This is a genomic window from Microbulbifer variabilis ATCC 700307 (assembly GCF_000380565.1).
In the GTDB taxonomy this organism is placed as follows: domain Bacteria; phylum Pseudomonadota; class Gammaproteobacteria; order Pseudomonadales; family Cellvibrionaceae; genus Microbulbifer; species Microbulbifer variabilis.
Map to the genome: position 1 here is coordinate 138,542 of NZ_AQYJ01000023.1, position 18,969 is coordinate 157,510.

At 47.0% G+C, this 18,969-nt stretch carries 15 protein-coding genes; 13 read left to right on the forward strand and 2 right to left on the reverse strand.

Annotated features, from left to right (window positions below; all coding sequences use genetic code 11):
- Positions 1 to 57 precede the first annotated feature (57 nt).
- From G367_RS0105840 to G367_RS0105865, 6 genes are all read left to right on the forward strand, one after another.
- Positions 58 to 771, forward strand: a complete 714-nt coding sequence (locus tag G367_RS0105840) for a YfgM family protein (RefSeq protein ID WP_020412176.1) — start codon at positions 58 to 60, stop codon at positions 769 to 771.
- Positions 771 to 1,934 (forward strand): outer membrane protein assembly factor BamB, encoded by a 1,164-nt coding sequence (gene bamB, locus G367_RS0105845; protein ID WP_020412177.1) that lies wholly within the window; start codon positions 771 to 773, stop codon positions 1,932 to 1,934. The genes G367_RS0105840 and bamB overlap by 1 nt, the downstream gene beginning before the upstream one ends.
- A 141-nt stretch (positions 1,935 to 2,075) precedes the next feature.
- The gene (gene der, locus G367_RS0105850; protein ID WP_020412178.1) at positions 2,076 to 3,470 is read left to right on the forward strand and encodes a ribosome biogenesis GTPase Der; all 1,395 of its coding nucleotides are present in this window, start codon (positions 2,076 to 2,078) and stop codon (positions 3,468 to 3,470) included.
- Positions 3,471 to 3,609: 139 nt separating this feature from the next.
- The gene (locus tag G367_RS0105855) at positions 3,610 to 5,073 is read left to right on the forward strand and encodes an NAD-dependent succinate-semialdehyde dehydrogenase (protein WP_020412179.1); all 1,464 of its coding nucleotides are present in this window, start codon (positions 3,610 to 3,612) and stop codon (positions 5,071 to 5,073) included.
- 55 nt (positions 5,074 to 5,128) lie between these two features.
- A complete protein-coding gene (gene tsaA, locus G367_RS0105860) occupies positions 5,129 to 5,818 on the forward strand; it encodes a tRNA (N6-threonylcarbamoyladenosine(37)-N6)-methyltransferase TrmO (protein WP_020412180.1) in 690 nt (229 codons plus the stop codon).
- Positions 5,819 to 6,515: 697 nt separating this feature from the next.
- A complete protein-coding gene (locus tag G367_RS0105865) occupies positions 6,516 to 7,337 on the forward strand; it encodes an MBL fold metallo-hydrolase (RefSeq protein ID WP_020412181.1) in 822 nt (273 codons plus the stop codon).
- Between the two features lie 376 nt (positions 7,338 to 7,713).
- On the opposite strand, the gene G367_RS0105870 is transcribed toward G367_RS0105865, so the two are convergent.
- Positions 7,714 to 8,502: a class I SAM-dependent methyltransferase gene (locus G367_RS0105870; RefSeq protein ID WP_020412182.1), complete on the reverse strand. Its 789-nt coding sequence runs from the start codon at positions 8,500 to 8,502 to the stop codon at positions 7,714 to 7,716.
- A 152-nt stretch (positions 8,503 to 8,654) separates the two neighbouring features.
- On the opposite strand from G367_RS0105870, the gene G367_RS0105875 reads away from it, so the two are divergent.
- Positions 8,655 to 9,143, forward strand: a complete 489-nt coding sequence (locus G367_RS0105875; protein WP_026304950.1) for a GFA family protein — start codon at positions 8,655 to 8,657, stop codon at positions 9,141 to 9,143.
- 83 nt (positions 9,144 to 9,226) lie between these two features.
- Here G367_RS0105875 and G367_RS23215 read toward each other — a convergent pair whose 3' ends face one another.
- Positions 9,227 to 10,855 carry a di-heme oxidoredictase family protein gene (locus tag G367_RS23215; RefSeq protein WP_020412184.1) on the reverse strand — a complete coding sequence of 543 codons (1,629 nt, stop codon included), beginning with the start codon at positions 10,853 to 10,855 and terminating at the stop codon, positions 9,227 to 9,229.
- A gap of 1,235 nt (positions 10,856 to 12,090) precedes the next feature.
- Between G367_RS23215 and G367_RS0105885 the strand changes: the two genes are divergently transcribed.
- The 6 genes from G367_RS0105885 to G367_RS0105910 all read left to right on the forward strand — a co-directional run bounded on the left by G367_RS0105885 (position 12,091) and on the right by G367_RS0105910 (position 18,596).
- Positions 12,091 to 13,119, forward strand: a complete 1,029-nt coding sequence (locus G367_RS0105885; protein WP_020412185.1) for a glycosyltransferase family 4 protein — start codon at positions 12,091 to 12,093, stop codon at positions 13,117 to 13,119.
- A gap of 513 nt (positions 13,120 to 13,632) precedes the next feature.
- The gene (locus G367_RS23220; RefSeq protein WP_020412186.1) at positions 13,633 to 15,651 is read left to right on the forward strand and encodes a protein-disulfide reductase DsbD family protein; all 2,019 of its coding nucleotides are present in this window, start codon (positions 13,633 to 13,635) and stop codon (positions 15,649 to 15,651) included.
- Between the two features lie 22 nt (positions 15,652 to 15,673).
- Positions 15,674 to 16,294, forward strand: coding sequence for a thioredoxin family protein (locus G367_RS0105895; protein ID WP_026304951.1), 621 nt, complete (start codon positions 15,674 to 15,676; stop codon positions 16,292 to 16,294).
- Positions 16,295 to 16,310: 16 nt separating this feature from the next.
- Positions 16,311 to 16,814, forward strand: a complete 504-nt coding sequence (locus tag G367_RS0105900; RefSeq protein ID WP_245556662.1) for a protein disulfide oxidoreductase — start codon at positions 16,311 to 16,313, stop codon at positions 16,812 to 16,814.
- A 177-nt stretch (positions 16,815 to 16,991) separates the two neighbouring features.
- Positions 16,992 to 17,810 (forward strand): MBL fold metallo-hydrolase, encoded by an 819-nt coding sequence (locus G367_RS0105905; protein ID WP_020412189.1) that lies wholly within the window; start codon positions 16,992 to 16,994, stop codon positions 17,808 to 17,810.
- Positions 17,811 to 17,903: 93 nt separating this feature from the next.
- Positions 17,904 to 18,596 (forward strand): aspartate/glutamate racemase family protein, encoded by a 693-nt coding sequence (locus G367_RS0105910; protein ID WP_020412190.1) that lies wholly within the window; start codon positions 17,904 to 17,906, stop codon positions 18,594 to 18,596.
- The last annotated feature ends 373 nt before the right edge of the window (positions 18,597 to 18,969 follow it).

Genomic DNA, 18,969 nt, shown 5'->3' on the forward strand with positions numbered 1-18,969 from the left:
GGGGGCGGAGGCCCCCGTCGGGAAAGTTAGAAAACCACAGGAAAGGCGATTTACCCAATGTCTGAGCATCTTACCGAACAAGAACAAATAGAAACGCTGAAGCGCTGGTGGGCGGAGAACGGCAGGGGCATTGTTACCGGCGTGGTCCTGGCTCTCGCCGGCTACTTCGGCTATCAATGGTGGCAGGGTGACCAGCGCGGCAAGGCTGAAGCAGCTTCTGACCTGTATCAAAATTTTGTTGAGGCGGTATCCGCCAATAACAATCAGCCGGACAATAAACAGCTGACGACCGCAAAAACACTGGCGGAGCAGCTCAAGAACGAGTTTGGCAGTCGTATTTATGCCAGCCAGGCGTCACTGCGCTTGGCTGCCATCGCTGCAGATAACAATGATCTGGAAGCAGCTCAGCAACAGTTGCAGTGGGTGATCGATAATACCGAAGAGACTGCCCTGAAGCTGTTGGCCAAGCGCCGACTTGCCTCGGTAATCGCTGCGCGCGGTCAACCCGATGAGGCTCTGAAGCTGATAGAAGGCTCTGTGCCGCCAGCGTTTGCTGCTCTCTACTCTGAAACTCGTGGAGATATCCTGAAGCAAAAAGGGGATAATGCCGGTGCGCGTGCAGCGTATGAGAAGGCAATTTCTGAGTTGCTGCCGGAGCAGGCTGGTAGCACCCAACTGCTTCGCCTCAAGGCTGATAGCTTAGCAGTAGTGAGTGACAAAGCTGTGCAGGAACAGAATCAAAGTGAGCCAGCACCAGAGGGAGATGAGTAATGGGATTTCTCAATCGCGCTGTGGGGCGTACAGCTGCAGTAGCCCTGGCAATCGCCCTGGCTGCCTGTGCCTCCAACGATGAAAAGGAAGATGTCGAGCCGGTTGAGCTGGTGGATATCAATACCAGTGTTGAGCTGCGTGAGGTCTGGTCAGCGAGTATTGGTGATATCGATAAAAAGCGCTATGCCATGCTGCAGCCGGGTCTGGCTGATGGCAAATTGGTTGCGGCCAGTAGTGATGGTGAAGTTACCGCATTTGAACGCAGTACCGGCCAGCCTCTGTGGGAAACTGACCTGGATATCGAGTTAAGTGGTGGCGTTGGTGTCGGTCTTGGTATTGCGGTTGTAGTGGACTACCGTGGTCGGGCCATAGTGCTCGACCTGAACAATGGTGCAAAGTTGTGGAATTACCAGGTCTCTGGAGAAGTGGTTTCTGCCCCTGCGGTCGGTTCCGGGGTTGTGGTTCTGCAAACTGTCGACGGCAAGCTGGTTGGCCTGGATGCAGGTACCGGTGAAGAGCTCTGGAGTCATAATACCACCCTGCCAGTATTAACTCTGCGCGGCACTGCGGCTCCCGTCATCAGCGGTGGCTTGGTGCTCGCTGGTCTGGACAACGGTAAACTGATCGCCCTGGATGCCCGGGATGGCACTCCCCGCTGGGAACAGCGAGTTGCTATACCCCAGGGCTCCGCCGAGTTGGAGCGAGTTGTGGATATCGATGGCTCTCCGGTTGTGCGGGGTGATCTGGTATTTGCGGCGAGTTATCAGGGCAGGGTTGTTGCCCTGTCCAAAGATGGCGGCCGGGGCTTGTGGGCCCGCGACGCCTCCACACATCATGCGGTAGCGGTTGGTGGTGGCCATGTCTACCTTAGCAGTGTCTCTGGTAGTGTGTACGCCTACAATGTGGGCAATGGCCAGATTGTCTGGACGAACAATGAGTTGTTGCGCCGAGAGCTTAGCGGCCCGGCTTATTTCCAGGGTGTCGTTGTTATCGGTGACTTGGAAGGTTACCTACATGTTCTCGATCCAAACACTGGACAGTTTATTGGCCGTGAGCAGGTAGATGGCGATGCGATTCGTATCCCCATGCTGGTGGATGGTGATCTGTTGTTTGTCCTTTCGGATGACGGTGAGCTGGTTGCCCTGCGCCTAGCTCAGGACTAAAAAACCTCAATATTGATGGTGGACAACTGTCTACCACTGGGCCTCGGGCCCGCAAAAGGAGCCTGCTTAGCAGGTGAATTGAAATCGCCCGCCTCGAGCGGGCGTTTGTATTTATTTATTAGGCTAAAAGCCAGAATTTGTATGCTGCCAGTAATCGCCCTGGTCGGGCGCCCCAATGTGGGCAAATCCACCCTGTTTAATCGTCTTACCAGGAGCCGTGACGCCTTGGTGGCCAACTATGCAGGTCTTACCCGTGACCGCAAATATGGTGAGGCGGAGATCGACGGGCGCAAAGTACTCCTGGTTGATACCGGTGGTATTAGCGGCGGGGAGGAAGGTATTGATGCTGCCATGGCGCAGCAATCTATGCAGGCTATAGAAGAGTCGGATATTGTCCTGTTCCTGGTGGACAGTCGTGCCGGGCTCACCCCTGCAGACCAAATGATCGCCGAGCGACTGCGTACTCGCTCCAAGCCCACTTTTCTTGTGGCCAACAAGGTTGATGGGGTCAACCCGGATATTGCCTTGGCTCCGTTCTATGAGCTGGGTATCGGTGAGCTGTTCCCAACTACTGCAACACAGGGGCGTGGCGTTCGCTCATTGATGCAAAGAGTGGTGGAAGATCTACCTGAGGTGATAGAACCCGAAGAGGTTGATGAGGCCACCGGGATCAAGATTGCTATCGTCGGCCGACCCAATGTGGGCAAATCGACCTTGGTCAATCGACTATTAGGCGAGGATCGTGTCGTTGTTTATGACCAGCCGGGAACCACCCGCGATAGTGTCTATATCAATTATGAGCGTGACGAGAAACCTTACACCTTGATCGATACTGCGGGAATCCGCCGGCGCAAGAACATTAAGGAATCGGTAGAGAAGTTCTCTATCGTAAAAACCTTGCAAGCGGTGGAAGATGCCAATGTGGTGGTTCTGGTGATTGATGCCCGTGAGGGCCTGGTGGATCAGGATATGCACCTTATGGGTAGTGTGATCCAGGCTGGGCGTGCCTTGGTTGTGGCTCTGAACAAGTGGGACGGCTTGGAAACGGATCATCGTGAATACGTGAAAGCAGAGCTGGAGCGCCGCTTGCGCTTTGTTGATTTCGCCGATGTGCATTTTATTTCTGCATTGCATGGCACAGGTGTCGGTCATTTGTACGACTCTATCGAATCGGCCTATCAGAGTGCTACAGACAAACTCTCTACTAACCATTTGACTCGTATTCTCCAATGGGCAGTAAGTGAGCACCAACCACCATTGGTGCATGGCCACCGTATCAAACTGCGTTACGCGCACGCAGGTGGACAGAATCCGCCGGTGATTGTGATCCATGGCAACCAGACAGAGCAGGTACCGGCCCACTATGTGCGCTATTTGGAGAAGACCTTTCGCAAAGCCCTGGACCTGCAAGGGACTCCGGTGAAGATTGAGTTTCGTACCAGCGCCAACCCCTATGCCGATAAGAAAAACAAGCTGACGGACCGGCAGAAGGCTAAGAAGCGCCGTCTGATGAAGTTTGTGAAAAAGAAAAAGTAAGGCTTCTAGCGCCAGTCAATCCAAGTGTCGCAAATCCCCTCATAGTGTTGCACTTTGAGGGGATAATTACGGGTTAATATCCTAAGCAGTTGATTCCCATTGCAATGGGAATCGGGCAAGACACCATAAGGAGATGGCGATGCTGGAGCTGAACAACCCTGCGCTGCTGCGCACCCAGTCTTACATCAATGGCCAGTGGATCGATGCCGATTCCGGTGCAACTTTTGATGTCATAGATCCGGCTACTGGCAAAGTTGTTGCCAGCATTGCCGACCTTGGGGGAAACGAAACACGTCGTGCCATTGAGGCTGCCGCTGCCGCGTGGCCGGCCTGGATGGGAACACCGGTCAAAGAGCGTGCCAGGATACTGCGTCGCTGGTATGACTTGGTTATTGCCAATACCGAAGATTTAGCCAAAATACTGACTGCCGAACAGGGGAAGCCCCTTTCCGAGTCATGCACTGAAATTGTCTACGGTGCCAACTATATCGAATGGTTTTCCGAAGAGGCTAAGCGTGTTTATGGTGATGTGATAGCACCGCCTGCCAGCGACCGCCGTATAGCAGTAATCAAGCAGCCGGTGGGTGTTACCTGTTCCATCACTCCCTGGAATTTCCCTAGTGCCATGATTGCCCGCAAGATGGCCCCTGCTTTGGCCGCTGGTTGCCCCTTTATTGCCAAGCCTGCTCAAGAGACCCCGCTCTCCGCACTGTCCCTGGCTGTGTTGGCTGAGGAGGCAGGTATTCCCGCCGGTATCTTTAATATCGTCGCTGGACAGAATGCACCGGCTATCGGTGCCGAGATGACTTCGAATCCCCTGGTGCGCAAGTTCACTTTTACCGGTTCAACCGCTGTAGGCAAGCTGTTACAGGCCCAATGTGCCCAGACCATGAAGAAAACCTCCATGGAGTTAGGCGGTAACGCGCCCTTTATTGTTTTTGACGATGCGGATCTGGATGAGGCGGTAAAAGGAGCCATCATCTGTAAATACCGCAATGCGGGCCAGACCTGCGTCTGTGCCAACCGGATTTTTGTGCAGGAGGGGGTTTATGAAGCGTTTTCACACAAGTTTATTGAAGCGGTCAATAAGCTAACCCTGGGCAACGGCGTAGATGACAAAACCGATGTTGGGCCCATGATTACTACCAAGGCCGTTAAAAAAGTAGAGTCTCTGGTGGAGGATGCCCTGCAGAAAGGTGCGCAGACCCTGGTTGCCGGAGGGCCCAGTCCTATAGGAGATCACTTCTATTCCCCTATGGTACTTGGTAATGCCACGGATCAGATGCATCTATTTAAAGAGGAGATTTTTGGGCCTGTCGCGGCCTTGTATAAGTTCTCCACCGAGGAAGAGGTTGTGAGGATGGCCAACGATACTGAATTCGGCTTGGCCTCCTACTTTTACTCCAGGGATATTGGCCGTGTTTGTCGCGTATCTGAAGCCCTTGAATACGGCATGGTGGGCGTTAACGAGGGCATAATTTCCAATGAGATGGCACCGTTTGGTGGAGTGAAGGAATCTGGCCAGGGACGAGAGGGGTCCAAATACGGTATTGAGGACTACCTGGAGGTAAAGTACTTGTGCATTGGCGGCATTGATAAATAAAAAAACAGCAACTGGTTTAAAATGTCCGGCTCATTAATGGTTACTTGGAATTTCCATGGTTGTTGAGCCTATAGGGCGTGTGCATTCCTGCTTTGGTGAGAAATTTGGTGTGCCCCGGCAGCCAATGCTTGCCGACGCCAGTCGTGCAAGTATTGAACTATTATCACCATTGAATGTAGCGGATGCGGTAGCGGGTCTGGAGGAGAATAGCCATATATGGGTGGTATTTCTGTTTCACCAGGCAGCTGGGCAGTGGTCTGCCAAAGTACGTCCCCCGCGATTGGGTGGTAATAAAAAGCTCGGCGTACTCGCTACCCGCTCACCATTTAGGCCAAACAATATTGGCCTTTCTGTAGTCCGTTTGGTAGAAGTGCGAACCTCACCAAAAGTTGAATTGGTTGTTGCTGGGGCTGACCTGGTAGATGGCACCCCGGTATTGGATATCAAGCCCTATGTGCCCTATGCCGATGCATTACCATCCGCAGAGAGTGCTTTTGCCGGTGCCGCTCCTGAATTGACCCCTGTGTTTATCCCCGAGGAGATTCTGCACCAGGCAAGGGAGTTCTGCGATGACTGGGGAACAGATTTACCACGGTTAATTGAACAAGTACTGGCCCAAGACCCCAGGCCTGCTTATCAGCGGACAGATCCTAAGCGTGTCTATGGGATGAAGCTGTGTGGTTTTAATCTTTGCTGGCGCTATACCGGGAAGGGAATAGAAGTGGTCTCCTTAGTTGCTCTGTAAGATGCCTTAAATTTTCTATCTTAGGGTGTCCCTATATGTCTGGTAAAAACAGGATATCCACTTTCAGCTATTTCAATGTAGCTGCTAGCGTTGGAGTCTAATATAAGTCCAATACATGAGTAATACTATGCGGAATCAATTTTACTTGGAGATAATTTGAGGGTGATTTTTAGGTTAACTTGAAAATAGGGCCTGAATGTTTGCAATCGTTTTCTAAAATTAGGTGCACAATTTTTAAAGGCGCTTAAAAGAGTTCTTCGCGGTTTGAGTAAATAGCTTTCTAGGCGATTGTGGCAATAGTGAAATTATAACCGTAGCGGAAAATATAAATATTTATAAGGTTCTGCCTGGGAGTTTTTTCTTTTAGGTAAATGTTTACCTATATGCTAATGGCTTGATTGTTTGGGTGAGGCCTGCGTGTGATTTACTTAAATTATTTATTTTTTATCCCTTATAGAAAAGGGGTGTTCTTAAAAATTACTTTACACGAAAAAAATGCTAAAAAAATCATATGTAATAAGTCAACTCATGATGTGACTGTTCGGACATGCTTTTTTCAAGTGTATCCAAAAGCATGTCGTTGGATTTCTCTGGTTACCTTTGAAGTAGTAATATGTCACGTATTTTCAGGGAAATTGCAATTTCCTCTTTACTATAACCACATAAGAATAGCGCTCATTGATTTAGAGGGTACCCCATGTCTGTACGTGAATCCTTTCGCTACCAGGATCTTGATGCGTTGCGAGTTGGCCGCTTTAATATGGGAGTCAACACCACTTTTGTTGTATATCGGCTGAATGGCACAGTGATTGACACAGGGCCCAGTAATCAGTGGCGCTATGTCAAATCTTTTATCCAAAGTGGTCCCATCAACCAGCTTTTGCTCACCCATCACCATGAAGATCATAGCGGTAATGCTGGACTTATCCACCGCCTGACCGGTGTCCAGGCTTTGGCTCCTGAGCAAACCATTAGTATTCTCAGGAAGGGGTTTCGCATACCGCCCATGCAGAAACTCTTCTGGGGTACTGCGGGCAAAGCAGAAGTGGCGCCGCTGCCCGGGAATATCTTTATTGGTAAAGAAAGAGTTGTACCTCTGTTTAGTCCAGGGCATGCTAAGGATATGACTTGCTATTTAATACCGAATCGCGGTTGGCTATTCAGTGCGGATCTTTATATTGCCAATTACCTCAAATTTTTGCGGATAGATGAGCATATCCCCACTTTACTGAAAAGTATTAAAGGGGTACTTGATCAGGAGTTCGACGTAATTCTCTGTCCGCATCGAGGAGTGGTAGAGAATGGGTGGAAGCAGCTTAATGAGAAATATGAATTCCTGCTAAACTTAACTGGTGATGCACAAAATTTACAAAAAAAGGGTCTGTCCCTGGAAGAAAGTACTTTGCGTCTGCTGGGTAAAGAGGGTTTGGTTAGCAAACTCACCGGTTATAATTTTTGCAAAAGAAACCTCATTGCTTCCTGTTTGAATGTTAATCTTGATGAAATGCCTCGATTTTAATGCCTCTCTAAGAAATTTTTAATGTCCTTAGTATAATAGTTTTTAGGTCGGCTTGGTTTCATTGACTTGATTGCCTTTGAGGGGTTAATTAAGTTGCTTTGGATTTAGGTGCATAAAGGCCTCTACTGCTATTTTGATTTTTATAGTTGTTGGCTGGAATTATTTTCACTTCGCATACACTGGAGGTGGTCGGTGCTCAATATAGTAGTTTTGGATAGCATTGCACTGGGTATATGATCAATAATCAGTGAGGAGGGATTATATCTGGTGTTGGTCGCAAGCTAGATGGTGGCGAGGTTTCTTGGGGCGCCAGGTGATGAATGAACGATATACCTTGTTTTTGGTCCGGAGTACTGTATGTAAATCTGTTTTTATATTATTTTTCTGCTTCAATAATAAATCTTTTGATTCTTATTCCTGCATTTTTGCGAGTCTTGGGCTCTATCTTTTTAAAATATTTACTCATGACTTGATGAGAAAACTTTTCTCTTTGCGGGGGCTGCAAATGTCTAAACTGGGGTACCCAAGATAAGAAAAACGCTGTGAGCGTGTCTCGGGTCCCAAAGTTTTCCACATGATGAATTTCATCAATCCTGGGTAGGTAAAATCCTGACCCTTCGATATAATTGCGCATTTCGTTGAGCGTATAGTGGTTGTAGGGATCGAGAAAACTCTCAAAATATGGTTGCCAGTCATTATCGTGTTGGAATTCGTATACTGTATCCCAGAAATTCTCATGACCAACCTGAAAACCGACCACAATCTTGCCACCTTCCTTTAAGTGCTTATAGAAGCCATCCCAGACCTTCTTCTGGTCTGCCACCCAATGTAGGCAGCTGAAGGAAAAAATAATGTCGAACTGCTCATTGAACTGAATTTCGTCGGCACTCATCTGCTCGAAGGAAAGATTGGGTATGCCAGTGTGGGCTTTGCGGGCGTGGTGAATCATATCTTCAGTGAGATCCACACCGATAATTTTACCATTCTCAAGGCGTTCGGCTAGATGATGGGTGATTCTGCCATCGCCACAGCCGACATCGAGAATGGCACTGGCCTTTTGATAGTTGCAACGTTGTATGGCTTCCATTGCATGGCGCCATTGCATGGCGGACGCCTTTACATATTCCTGAGCCTGCCATTTATCGTGTCTGATGGGCTTATCCATGGTTTTGGCACCCTGTTACTTATTCGGTGGGAGTTTCTCAGTCTAGCCCAAATACAATTACAGGAAGGGATAACCGCGAGTTGCTTTTCTGTCGGTAAAAGCATATCTGTAAATTAGACTTGATCAGGGATGAAATTTCAGGGAGGGATATCGTGAAACTTAAAGGTTCTTGTCATTGCCAGTCGGTGCAGTTCACCTTGAACTCCGAGCAACCCTATCCTTTCAATCGTTGTTACTGCTCAATATGTCGCAAGACTGCTGGGGGAGGGGGCTACGCAATAAACTTGGGAGGAGATTTCAATTCCATGAAGGTTGATGGCAAGGAATTTTTATCGGTTTATCAGGCTAGAGTAGAGTGCCCTGAGCGGAGTGAGGTTTTTGAAAGTCCAGCTCAACGCCATTTTTGTTCCAGGTGTGGCAGTGCACTTTGGCTCTGGGATCCACGTTGGCCAGAGCTGGTACATCCCTTTGCCTCAGCTATAGATACCGAGTTGCCTATTCCTCCTGAGCGGACCCACATGATGTTGCAGTATGCCAGGCCTTGGATAGAGCCAGATATTCACGAGAGTGATCAAAGCTTCGACGCTTACCCCGAGGAATCCCTGGCAGAATGGCACAAATGCCGTCATCTTAATGTGTAGGTCATTACCCAATGATGATATTAAATGAAGAGAGGCGGAGCGAGCCATTTGGCCGCCCCGCTTCATTGTGTTGTTCAGGCAAGTTATTCTGGGGCTAGGTAGAGAACCAGGTTATTGAGAAAGCTCAGAAGGTCGGCTTTTTCTGTATCACTCAATGCATCAAACTGTTCTTTACTGGATTGAGCTTCACCACCGTGATAGAGAATGGCTTCGGTCATCGTTGTTGCGCGTCCGTCGTGTAAGTAGGGGGCTGTAGAACCTACGCCCCACAAGTTTTCCGTTAGGAACACTGATGCGCCTACATTGCCCTCGTCGAACTCCTCCGCCATGGCCCTACCCATATCGTGCCGTTTAAGGTCGCCATATAGACGTACAATAGCCCCACCATTTTCAGATTCTTCAAATTGTCCCAGGGTTTGTCCTGAGGCGAGTTCCTGAGGGTTATCGAGAATATCAGTCAGTAGGTTGAACTGTAGTGAAGTTGTCGGCAGGCCGGCAATGTCTCCTGCTGGGTATGTCTCGTCACGGAAGCTGGCATGCTTGGAGGGCTCGTAAAATATTGGTGATGCCACTTCCATTTCAGGGCTGTGGCAGGAAGCACAGTCAATAGAATTAAAAATTACTTCACCGTTTTGAATGCCGGCAATATCAGCTTCGCTAAGTGGTAGACCGTAAGTCTCCTGTTCCTCTTCACTCAATGTGCTGATTACACTATTGAGTTCAAGCTTGGTAACGGGACGAGGTTGGGCGGCATTATAAATGGCCAGTGCAGTGATATCCCCAACACTGAGTTCGTTGGTTACTGAGTCAAAATCGCTATCGGCATCCCCCACCAGCTCTGTAGCTTGCATGCCAAGTTCCTGGTGAGCAGCTCCACGTACAAAGGCGCGGACATAACCCGTGAGCCCTTTCCACTCAAAAGGACGAACAACCAGGTCTGTATCAATGCCATCGAGATTATCGTAATTTACATTTCCACAGGAGACACTGATTTCACCAAAGTTAACCCCCTTGGTTGTCATTTCCACTATATGACTTTCTCCTGAGTTACAACTTTCGGAGATGGCGTCGTCGCGTAGTGTATGCAGTTCCGTGGTCATTTCTTCAGCAACTAGCTGTACCGCCCCCATGCCAAAGAGGTGTGGCGATTGACGCTCGATAAAGCCTTTTTGTTTACGTTCCGGGTCCATACGGATCACATTGTCATTCACACCACCACCGCCATCGGCCACGGGTACATTGTGGCAACTAATACAGGAGTCACCATTTGGACCGGTGGTCCTGTGCGGTAGGATATTGGCCCAGGCCATGGGGCCTTTTAGATCCGGCCTTGGAAAACTGGTAAAGCGTTTACCATTGCCGACGTTGACTCCAACTCCGTCTAGGGCGTTGTAATTCATTTCGAACAGTTCATCCCCCTCCTCAAAGGCGTGCACATAGGCCTCTATGGGATCCATGGCTTCCAACTCCGATTGCTCCAGGTGGCCACCAAGGTGCCTCTCTACAGCACCGGCCTCGAGGATTTGCACAGTATTAAAGATTTCACTGAAATCAAAGGGCTGTTGCCGGGATGGTCTGGGTCCTTTTCTGGCATTCTTGGGAACTCGGTTTTTATCGTGTTTGGAACCAAAGTCAGCCAATATGGGTACCGGGGTAAACAATAGGGCTGATAGTGCCATTGAAATAGGTAATAGATGCTTTTTGGAAATCATTAACTGTATCTCCCGATTCTGATGAGACATGGATGGAGCGATTATGTCTATGCAGATACGCTTGATATGAGACTGAATTGACTACTTTCCTGTGGCTAAACAGTCAGCTATAGGAATAATTGCCTATTCATTGAAAATTTAAATTTTTCAGTCTCATTAGGTGCACTTTCATAGAACTAAAGTGCATCCATGCAGGCCTTGAAAAAAAAACGTTCGAGACCTTAGGCTTAAAAATCGGGAAATATAATTGAGAAGACCCATCTTTTGCCCAGGATTGATTATTACTTCCAGCCCAGGCTCCAACCCCGAATATTTATTTTTGCCCATAACCCGTTGCGTGCTTGCACAACTCTGTTGTAATTGTCTGACATGTCTTAGTTGTCATGTTTTGTCCTGTAGTTCCGTGATTCTGAATAAAATTTTCCAAATGTAAATCTTCAAGTTGGCAGTGAGTGGGGAGAATCTGTGAGGTGTGAATGCGAAATGTGTAAAAAATAAGGATGCAGGAAGCAGTGAGGGGATTGCTGGGAAGATTGTGGCTCACAGGTATCTTAGGCCTCAACATTTTGGCGTTCTTTCCTTCTTTTGGAAAGCTGTGAGCTAATTAAGGTGATTAGTGGTTTAGACTAGAAATCTGTTAAAACTGGAGAATGGCGTAAATTACATCAATGTGGCGTGAATTATTGCTTCTTTGACATATATTTCAATAAGTAAAGAGTGAGATAGTTTTACCTGTTCTGACTGCTATAGTTCCGGGGGCATGGTACATGCTCAAGGTTATCTAAATTATGGGATTTAGTGATTAATAAAGTTTGTTTGATTTATAAGTGTGTGAGATTTTCAGGCTGGTTGTGAAGTAGGGTAGCCCAACTGGAAGAGAGTTTTGCTTTGGTTTTATGAAAAAAAATAAAAGAAAGATTAGTTGAAAGAAAACACAGGCTCTTGAGCTGGTATATTAGAGGTATTGTCGCTCAATATCCAGTTTGGGTCTGTCTGAAGTGAGTTCGTTGGGGAAAGTGTTTTTATTATTGGAAGTAAGTTGCTGGAATAGATTCTGATGCACAGAAAATTGAGCATCTAAAGATAAATAGGGAATTTCAGGAAATATGTTCGTAATTTTAATTGAAAAAATATCCTGTTTATATCACCGTTGTCTATTTGAAGTAGTGTCAAATAAGGGAGTGCAAGGTTTGAGTAGCAACTTTGTTGTATGTTGTAGTTAAGGAGTATCAGATATGAAGATATTAATCGCCACTGATACTTACCCACAGCAATTAAATGGTGTTTCCAGAGTTCTTGATAAGACTTATAAAGAACTCACCTTACGCGGGCATGAGGTTAAAATATTATCAGCTGATGATTGTATGGCCTTTCCATGGCCAGGATACCAGGAAATAAAAATTGCAGTTTTTCCTGGGCAAAGAGTAACCCGGATTGTGGATGAATTTTGCCCTGATGCTATTCATATTATGACAGAGGGCCCGGTGGGATGGGCGGTGCGAGGTTATTGTAAACAACGCGGTCTAAGATTTACTACTTCTTGGCTTTCCAGACTTTCAGAATATATATCAATCCGAGTAAAAATTCCTGTCAGCTGGTTACATAATCTTTTATTGCGGTTTCATCAGTCAGCGGCGCACACAATGGTAACAACAGATGGCATGGCATCTGAAGCTAAGGCTATGGGGATTACCAGGGTAAGACACTGGCGGCGTGGAGTGGAGTTGGATAAATTTCGTCCAGTAGAGTCGACAGTCTTCGATGGTTTGCCTAGGCCTGTTATGTTGAATGTGGGGCGTGTTGCCGTTGAAAAATCACTGGAAAAATTTCTCTCGCTTGAGCTTCCGGGAACTAAGGTTATCGTAGGGGATGGTCCCCAATTAAATATATTAAAAAGAAAATTCCCATCAGCAATTTACATGGGGGTTCGTGAGGGGGAGGCGCTGACAGAATGCTATAGCAGTGCAGATGTTTTTGTATTTCCCTCCTTAACTGATACTTTTGGCCTGGTTAATCTTGAGGCATTGGCCTGTGGTTTACCTGTTGCTGCTTACCCAGTTACTGGCCCAAAAGATATTATTGGTGATGCTCCTGTAGGAGTAGTGCATGAAAACCTGAAAGTGGCGATTGAGCGCGCTCTTTTACTTAAAGGAGAAGATTGTATTGCCCATGCCAGAACTTTTTCGTGGGATGTTGCTACAGAAGACTTTCTCTCCGGGTTGGTGCCTGTCAGGGTGGAAGAACCGGTTGCTGTGGAGTTCTAGTTTTCATTCATACCATAGGATGAATTTTTTATAATTTAAGAGGCTGCTTTTCGGTAAATTTGATCTGTAGTGTTTAAGTATAAGCTTATAGATTGGCCATTATATATGGTTAGACATTTACCTTCTCAATCATTTGGTGTTTCAGTTTTATTATATCGATCACATCACCTTGAGCTGCAATCTGTAAAACCTCGGTATAATTTTCAATTATTTTTTGGATATAAGCCGTTATATTCGCTTGTACAGCATGGATCTCCTGGAATCTCAGGATGGCTATTAGGGCTTTATCGGTGTGCGAATTTGTTTGGCGTCAGAGAATTGATCATTCAAAATGATTAGAGAGGCTTAGGAGACGCCATCAATATCACAAGCAAGGAAATGTCCGCCATACACTTATAATGAGAACATACGACACCTGAGTCAGGTTATGTCATAGTTTGTGACTTAATCCCAGACTGTCGGAGTATGTGTTGTAACAATTCCAGGAACAATGCCGCCGAGGAAGCGACAATTGTGATTGATAGAAGAAATTTTTTAATAAATATCCTGGGTTTTTTACTACTGGCGGGAAGTACACATCTCATTGCCCAGGAAAGTATATCTGGAGACCATGTTACTGTTCGTTGGTTGGCGCCTTCAAGTTTTGTAGATCGAGCCAGTGAAAAAATCGGTTTCTACTTTGAAGTTGACCCTGGCTGGCACGTTTACTGGCGTAATCCCGGGGACTCGGGGGCGGCACCGCGATTCACCATAACTCCAAATGGAGCCGAGGTAGGGGCAATTGAGTGGCCATTCCCCTCTCGTCTCAAGATAGAGCACCTGACCAACCTAGGGTATGCAGGGAATGTCGCCTACCTGTTCGATTTAACTCCTGACAGGGGAGGCAAGGTAATTGCCTTAAGCGCCGAGCTTGAATGGCTTGTGTGCAAAATAGAATGTATTCCCGGGTTTGGCACTATGACCTTAACCCGCCCGGTATCAGATGAGACTCGCTGGTCTTCAGCGAACCTGGATTTGCGGAATCACTTTGCAAAGAGGGTTCCCCAGTCAAGTGTGTATAGCCCCTGGAAACCGATTTCTCTGGCGGCGCAGGGCAAAGATCGAATTCATCTTTTACTCGAGTCGGAAACGGCATCTAAAGCACCTAAAGTATTCCCCATAAATGGCGACCTATTTTCCGCGTCAAAGCCGAAACTTCAGCGGGAAGGAAAGACGCTGGATTATACTTTTGGGCGCCAACCTGGTGCTGCCTTGAGTGAATCTGCGGATTTTGTGTTAACGGATGGTACTCGTGCCTGGCGCCTGGATAGAGTTTCGTTTGGTACAGCAATGCCAGAAGCAAAGTCGCGCCCTCTATGGCTTCTGGTCCTCGCTGCCCTAGCAGGTGGGATTATTTTGAATTTGATGCCCTGTGTTTTTCCCGTACTTTCCATCAAGTTATTGGGATTGGTAAACGAGGGCTATAGCGAGAGGGGCAGGTGGCGAGAGGGGCTTTTATATGGCGCTGGGGTGCTTACTACATTTGTCGCCTTGGGAGTATTGCTTCTGGTACTTCGCTCATGGGGTGCGGCTATCGGCTGGGGGTTCCAATTGCAATCCGCTCCGGTGGTAATGGCGCTGATAGCACTTTTCTGGCTTATGGGTTTGTCATTCAGTGGTGTCTTTGAGTTCGGGCACCGCCTGGTAAATCTAGCTGGCGTCAGCCGGGGGGGCTCTTTTGCAACTGGGGTGTTGGCTGTATTCGTAGCGGCTCCCTGTACAGGGCCTTTTATGGGAGTTGCATTGGGTACCGCGGCTGTATTGCCGGCGGTTGAAGCACTGCTTATTTTTCTAGGATTGGGGATGGGTCTTGCCGCACCTTTTGTCTTACTCTGTGCCAGCCCAGTTCTTTTAAAGCGATTGCCGAGGCCCGGTCCATGGATGGAAAAGCTGCGCCAATTCCTGGCTTTTCCTCTCTACGCGACTGTCATCTGGCTGCTTTGGGTGCTGGGGAGGATTCTGGGGGAAAGCGGTTGGTTAATCGGTGCCTTATTATTGTTGGCAGTTACTTTCACTTTATGGCTCGGATATAACTTTTCACGTATCGGCCGTATTATTGCATGGATATTGATGCTGACTTTTTTGGTGATTGGCTATTCGACCTTAACCCCGAAAGAGAAGACGTTTTCCAAGGTTGCTGCCGGTTGGCAGGAGTATGATCGCAGTTTATTGGATCAGGCCTTGGAAGAGGGACGCCCAGTATTTATCGACTACACTGCGGCATGGTGTATTACCTGTCAAGTGAATAAAAAACTAGTTTTGGATACGCCTGAAGTACAAAGATTATTCCATAAGAATAAGGTTTTGCTACTCCGTGCGGATTGGACCAGGCAGGACCCAGAAATCACAGAGGCTTTGGCTGCTTTGGGACGTAATTCTGTGCCGGTCTACGCCTGGTATCCAGCTGGATCCAGAGAACCGCAGCTTTTGCCACAAATATTGCAGGAATCCATAATCGTCGATTTATTCAATGAAAAAAGAAAAACCAAATAGAAAAGGGCAACTGGTCATGGGTATGAAGATTATAAATAGCAGCCTCTTCTCGATAGGCTGCTTATGGTTTTTTTTATTGCTCTCATCCAGTGTGGCGGCAACTGCCGTACCGGGCGAAAAGGCGCCAGATTTCTTAGTTGCTGATGCTCAGGGGGATAAGCATTCATTGGCAGATTATGCGGGTCAATGGCTTGTAATTGAATGGTTTAACAAAGATTGTCCCTATGTAAAGAAACATTATGGCAGTGGTAATATGCAATTCCTGCAGAAAAAATATACTGAGCAGGATGTTAGATGGTTAACAGTTATTTCTTCCGCCGAAGGCAAGCAGGGATACCTGGAGCCGACAGAGGCACTTAGTGTGGCCAAAACCCATAATTTAAGTGCCAGTAGACCTTTTTTATTGGATACCAGTGGTGAAATGGGGCGTGCCTTCGGTGCCAAGACAACACCACATATGTTTATTATTAATCCTGAAGGGGAAGTGGTATATGCAGGGGCAATTGATGACAATGACTCAGCAAATCCCTCAGTTATCGCCAATTCCCACAATTATGTCTCTGCTGCCCTGGATGCATCCCTCAAAGGAAAAGTCGTTCCACGGTCATCATCCAGGGCCTATGGTTGCAGTGTAAAGTATTAGAGAAGAGGTGGTAGAGGTGCGGGATCACTGGGTTCGGCTGGCGGGAAAATTTGCAGTCTTCGCCTTGCTTGCGATTCTGGTGACAACAGCAGTTGCTTACTATCAGCAGCGAGATGTACCAAAAGAGCAGGCACCTCCCCTTAAGGGGGAGTCACTTCACGGCAATCTCCTCGACCTTCAGCAGATGACAACCCAGGGACCGGTACTTATCTATTTTTGGGCAACCTGGTGCCCCTACTGTCGTATAGTTTCTCCAAAAATTTCTGAGTTGGCCCGTGAGCACCAGGTTATTGGTATCGCTATGCAGTCTGGGTCAGAGGAGGTGGTGGAAGAGTATATGCAGCGCTACAACTTAAAATTCCCCACGATCAATGACCCCGGAGGAGTTACCAGTGCCCTTTGGGGGGTCAGGGTTACACCGACTATGGTTATTGTAGGGAGTGATGGAAAGATAGCCTGGGTAACCAGCGGCACTACTACCAAGCTGGGACTGAAGCTGCGCTTGGAGTTGACTGAATAGCAGGCTCATTCTGGCTGGATTCGGTTTTTCTTTAGAGCGAGAGCCGGAATGTCGCCTGAAGAAAATTTGCTGATTTACCGATTTACTGCACTCCAAACAGGATAATCAGCAGGATGGCACGATATGCCTTTCCTGAGGTGAGATTTCAATGCCTACTTTCCAGTGCCGGAGGGTTGTGTGTCGGTTATTGATTCTTTTGACTATAAGGACCTGGATGCACAAAGGGTTGGCAGGTTTGACTTTGGAATCAATACGACGTTTATCGTATATCGATTGAAGGACACCATTGTTGATGCTGGTCCCAGTAATCAGTGGAAATACGTGAAGTGGTTTGTTAAGAATAAGCCTTTCAAACAACTGTTGTTAACTCACCACCATGAGGACCACAGTGGTAATGCCGGCTCCATTTATAAACTTACGGGTATTCAGCCTCGGGCTCCCAAAGCAACTGTCGAAATCCTAAAGAGGGGTTTTCGCATACCGCCAATACAGCGTCTGATATGGGGGGCTGCGGGATTGGCTGAAGCTGCAGAATTACCGAAGGATCTGCGCATAGCTGGTGAGAAAGTAATTCCCATACCAGCTCCAGGGCATGCGAAGGATATGACTTGTTATCTGATGCAGGATCGCGGCTGGATTTTTACTGCGGACCTCTATGTTGCCTGCCATCTAAAGCTGTTGCGCAAAGATGAAAGTATCCCGACCCTGATGCAAAGTATCCGCAGGGTGCTTGAGTATGATTTCGAACTGATGCTCTGTCCGCATCGGGGAATGGTTGAGAATGGAAAAAAGCGTCTGCAGGATAAATATGACTATTTGTTGGAACTGTCCAGCGCAGCACAAGAACTCGGTCGACAAGGGCTGCCACTCAAACAGATTACCAAAAAGCTTCTGGGGCGCGAGAATTTAATGGGTTTGTTGTCCGGATATAATTTCAGTAAAAGAAATCTGATCGCTTCATGTATGGCATTTGATCCATCCAAGTATTCCAAATAGATTTCTCTTTAAGTATGAACGATAGAGTGTCTTGTGGGTGAGTCTCAGCCGTGTTAAAAAAATCAATCTTATAAAAGTATAAGGAATAGGAATTTGAAAAAGTTGGGATTACTCGGTGGTATGAGTTGGGAGAGTACCCAGACTTATTATCAATTGATTAATCAAGGGGTTAATCGTCAGCTTGGAGGACTGCACTCGGCTGAGATTATTCTATACAGTGTGGATTTTGCGGCAATTGAAAAATTGCAAGTTGCTGGAGAGTGGGAGGAATCAGGGCAGTTACTGGCCAGATCTGCTCAGAGGATCCAGGCGGCGGGCGCAGACTGTGTATTGATATGTACCAACACCATGCATAAAGTGGCCAGCCAGGTAGAGCTATCGATTAACATTCCGTTGTTACATATTGCCGATGCCACGGCCGAGGTTCTTGTCCAGAAGGGAATGAAAAAAGTTGGATTGCTGGGTACTGCATTCACAATGGAGCAGGATTTTTATCGAGAGAGAATCCAGAGAAAATATGGGGTAGCAGTTATTGTTCCTGAAAGCAGTGATCGAAAAAAGGTACATTCGATTATCTTCGATGAGCTTTGCAAGGGAGACTTGCGTGAAGATTCCAGAAAAGAGTATCTGAGAATTATTCAATCTTTGTCAGATAAGGGGGCTGAGGCTGTGATTCTTGGGTGTACTGAAATAGGCTTGTTGGTCACTCAGGATGATATCGAGGTTACTCTCCTTGATACTACTCAAATTCATGCGGCTAAGGCAGTTGAGTTTGCTCTTTCATAACTAAAAAGCCGATTGCAACGTTGAGAATTACTCAATTTAGTGCTGGGTGATTCTTAACTATTGCCCACTAATGTAATTTCTTTTCAGAACTTCACTCTCTTTAGGATGGCTTGTTTGATTATCGAATCAAATTATTCTGGTCTTGTTGATTTCGCGATTCCGAATAGAGGTTCATTCTTTTTTGTTCCATAACCGATTTAAATAAAATTTAAATTGATCCAGATATATGTCGGTTGTTACGAATGACATAAATGTCGATTTAATCAGATAAGGCATGATTTAAATTGTCAATATCTGTTATTTAGGTATTTTAATTTCTCATTTTTACTGGCACTTTCTATTTGTGTCACGCTTTTTGCAGTGATCATTAATG

Excerpts from the sequence above, each read along its gene's own strand:
- G367_RS0105855 (WP_020412179.1), top strand. The coding sequence starts at position 3,610 with ATGCTGGAGCTGAACAACCCTGCGCTGCTGCGCACCCAGTCTTACATC.
- G367_RS0105895 (WP_026304951.1), top strand. The coding sequence starts at position 15,674 with ATGAAGATTATAAATAGCAGCCTCTTCTCGATAGGCTGCTTATGGTTT.
- G367_RS0105865 (WP_020412181.1), top strand. The coding sequence starts at position 6,516 with ATGTCTGTACGTGAATCCTTTCGCTACCAGGATCTTGATGCGTTGCGA.
- der (WP_020412178.1), top strand. The coding sequence starts at position 2,076 with ATGCTGCCAGTAATCGCCCTGGTCGGGCGCCCCAATGTGGGCAAATCC.
- G367_RS0105870 (WP_020412182.1), bottom strand. The coding sequence starts at position 8,502 with ATGGATAAGCCCATCAGACACGATAAATGGCAGGCTCAGGAATATGTA.
- G367_RS0105840 (WP_020412176.1), top strand. The coding sequence starts at position 58 with ATGTCTGAGCATCTTACCGAACAAGAACAAATAGAAACGCTGAAGCGC.
- G367_RS0105885 (WP_020412185.1), top strand. The coding sequence starts at position 12,091 with ATGAAGATATTAATCGCCACTGATACTTACCCACAGCAATTAAATGGT.
- G367_RS23215 (WP_020412184.1), bottom strand. The coding sequence starts at position 10,855 with ATGATTTCCAAAAAGCATCTATTACCTATTTCAATGGCACTATCAGCC.
- tsaA (WP_020412180.1), top strand. The coding sequence starts at position 5,129 with ATGGTTGTTGAGCCTATAGGGCGTGTGCATTCCTGCTTTGGTGAGAAA.
- bamB (WP_020412177.1), top strand. The coding sequence starts at position 771 with ATGGGATTTCTCAATCGCGCTGTGGGGCGTACAGCTGCAGTAGCCCTG.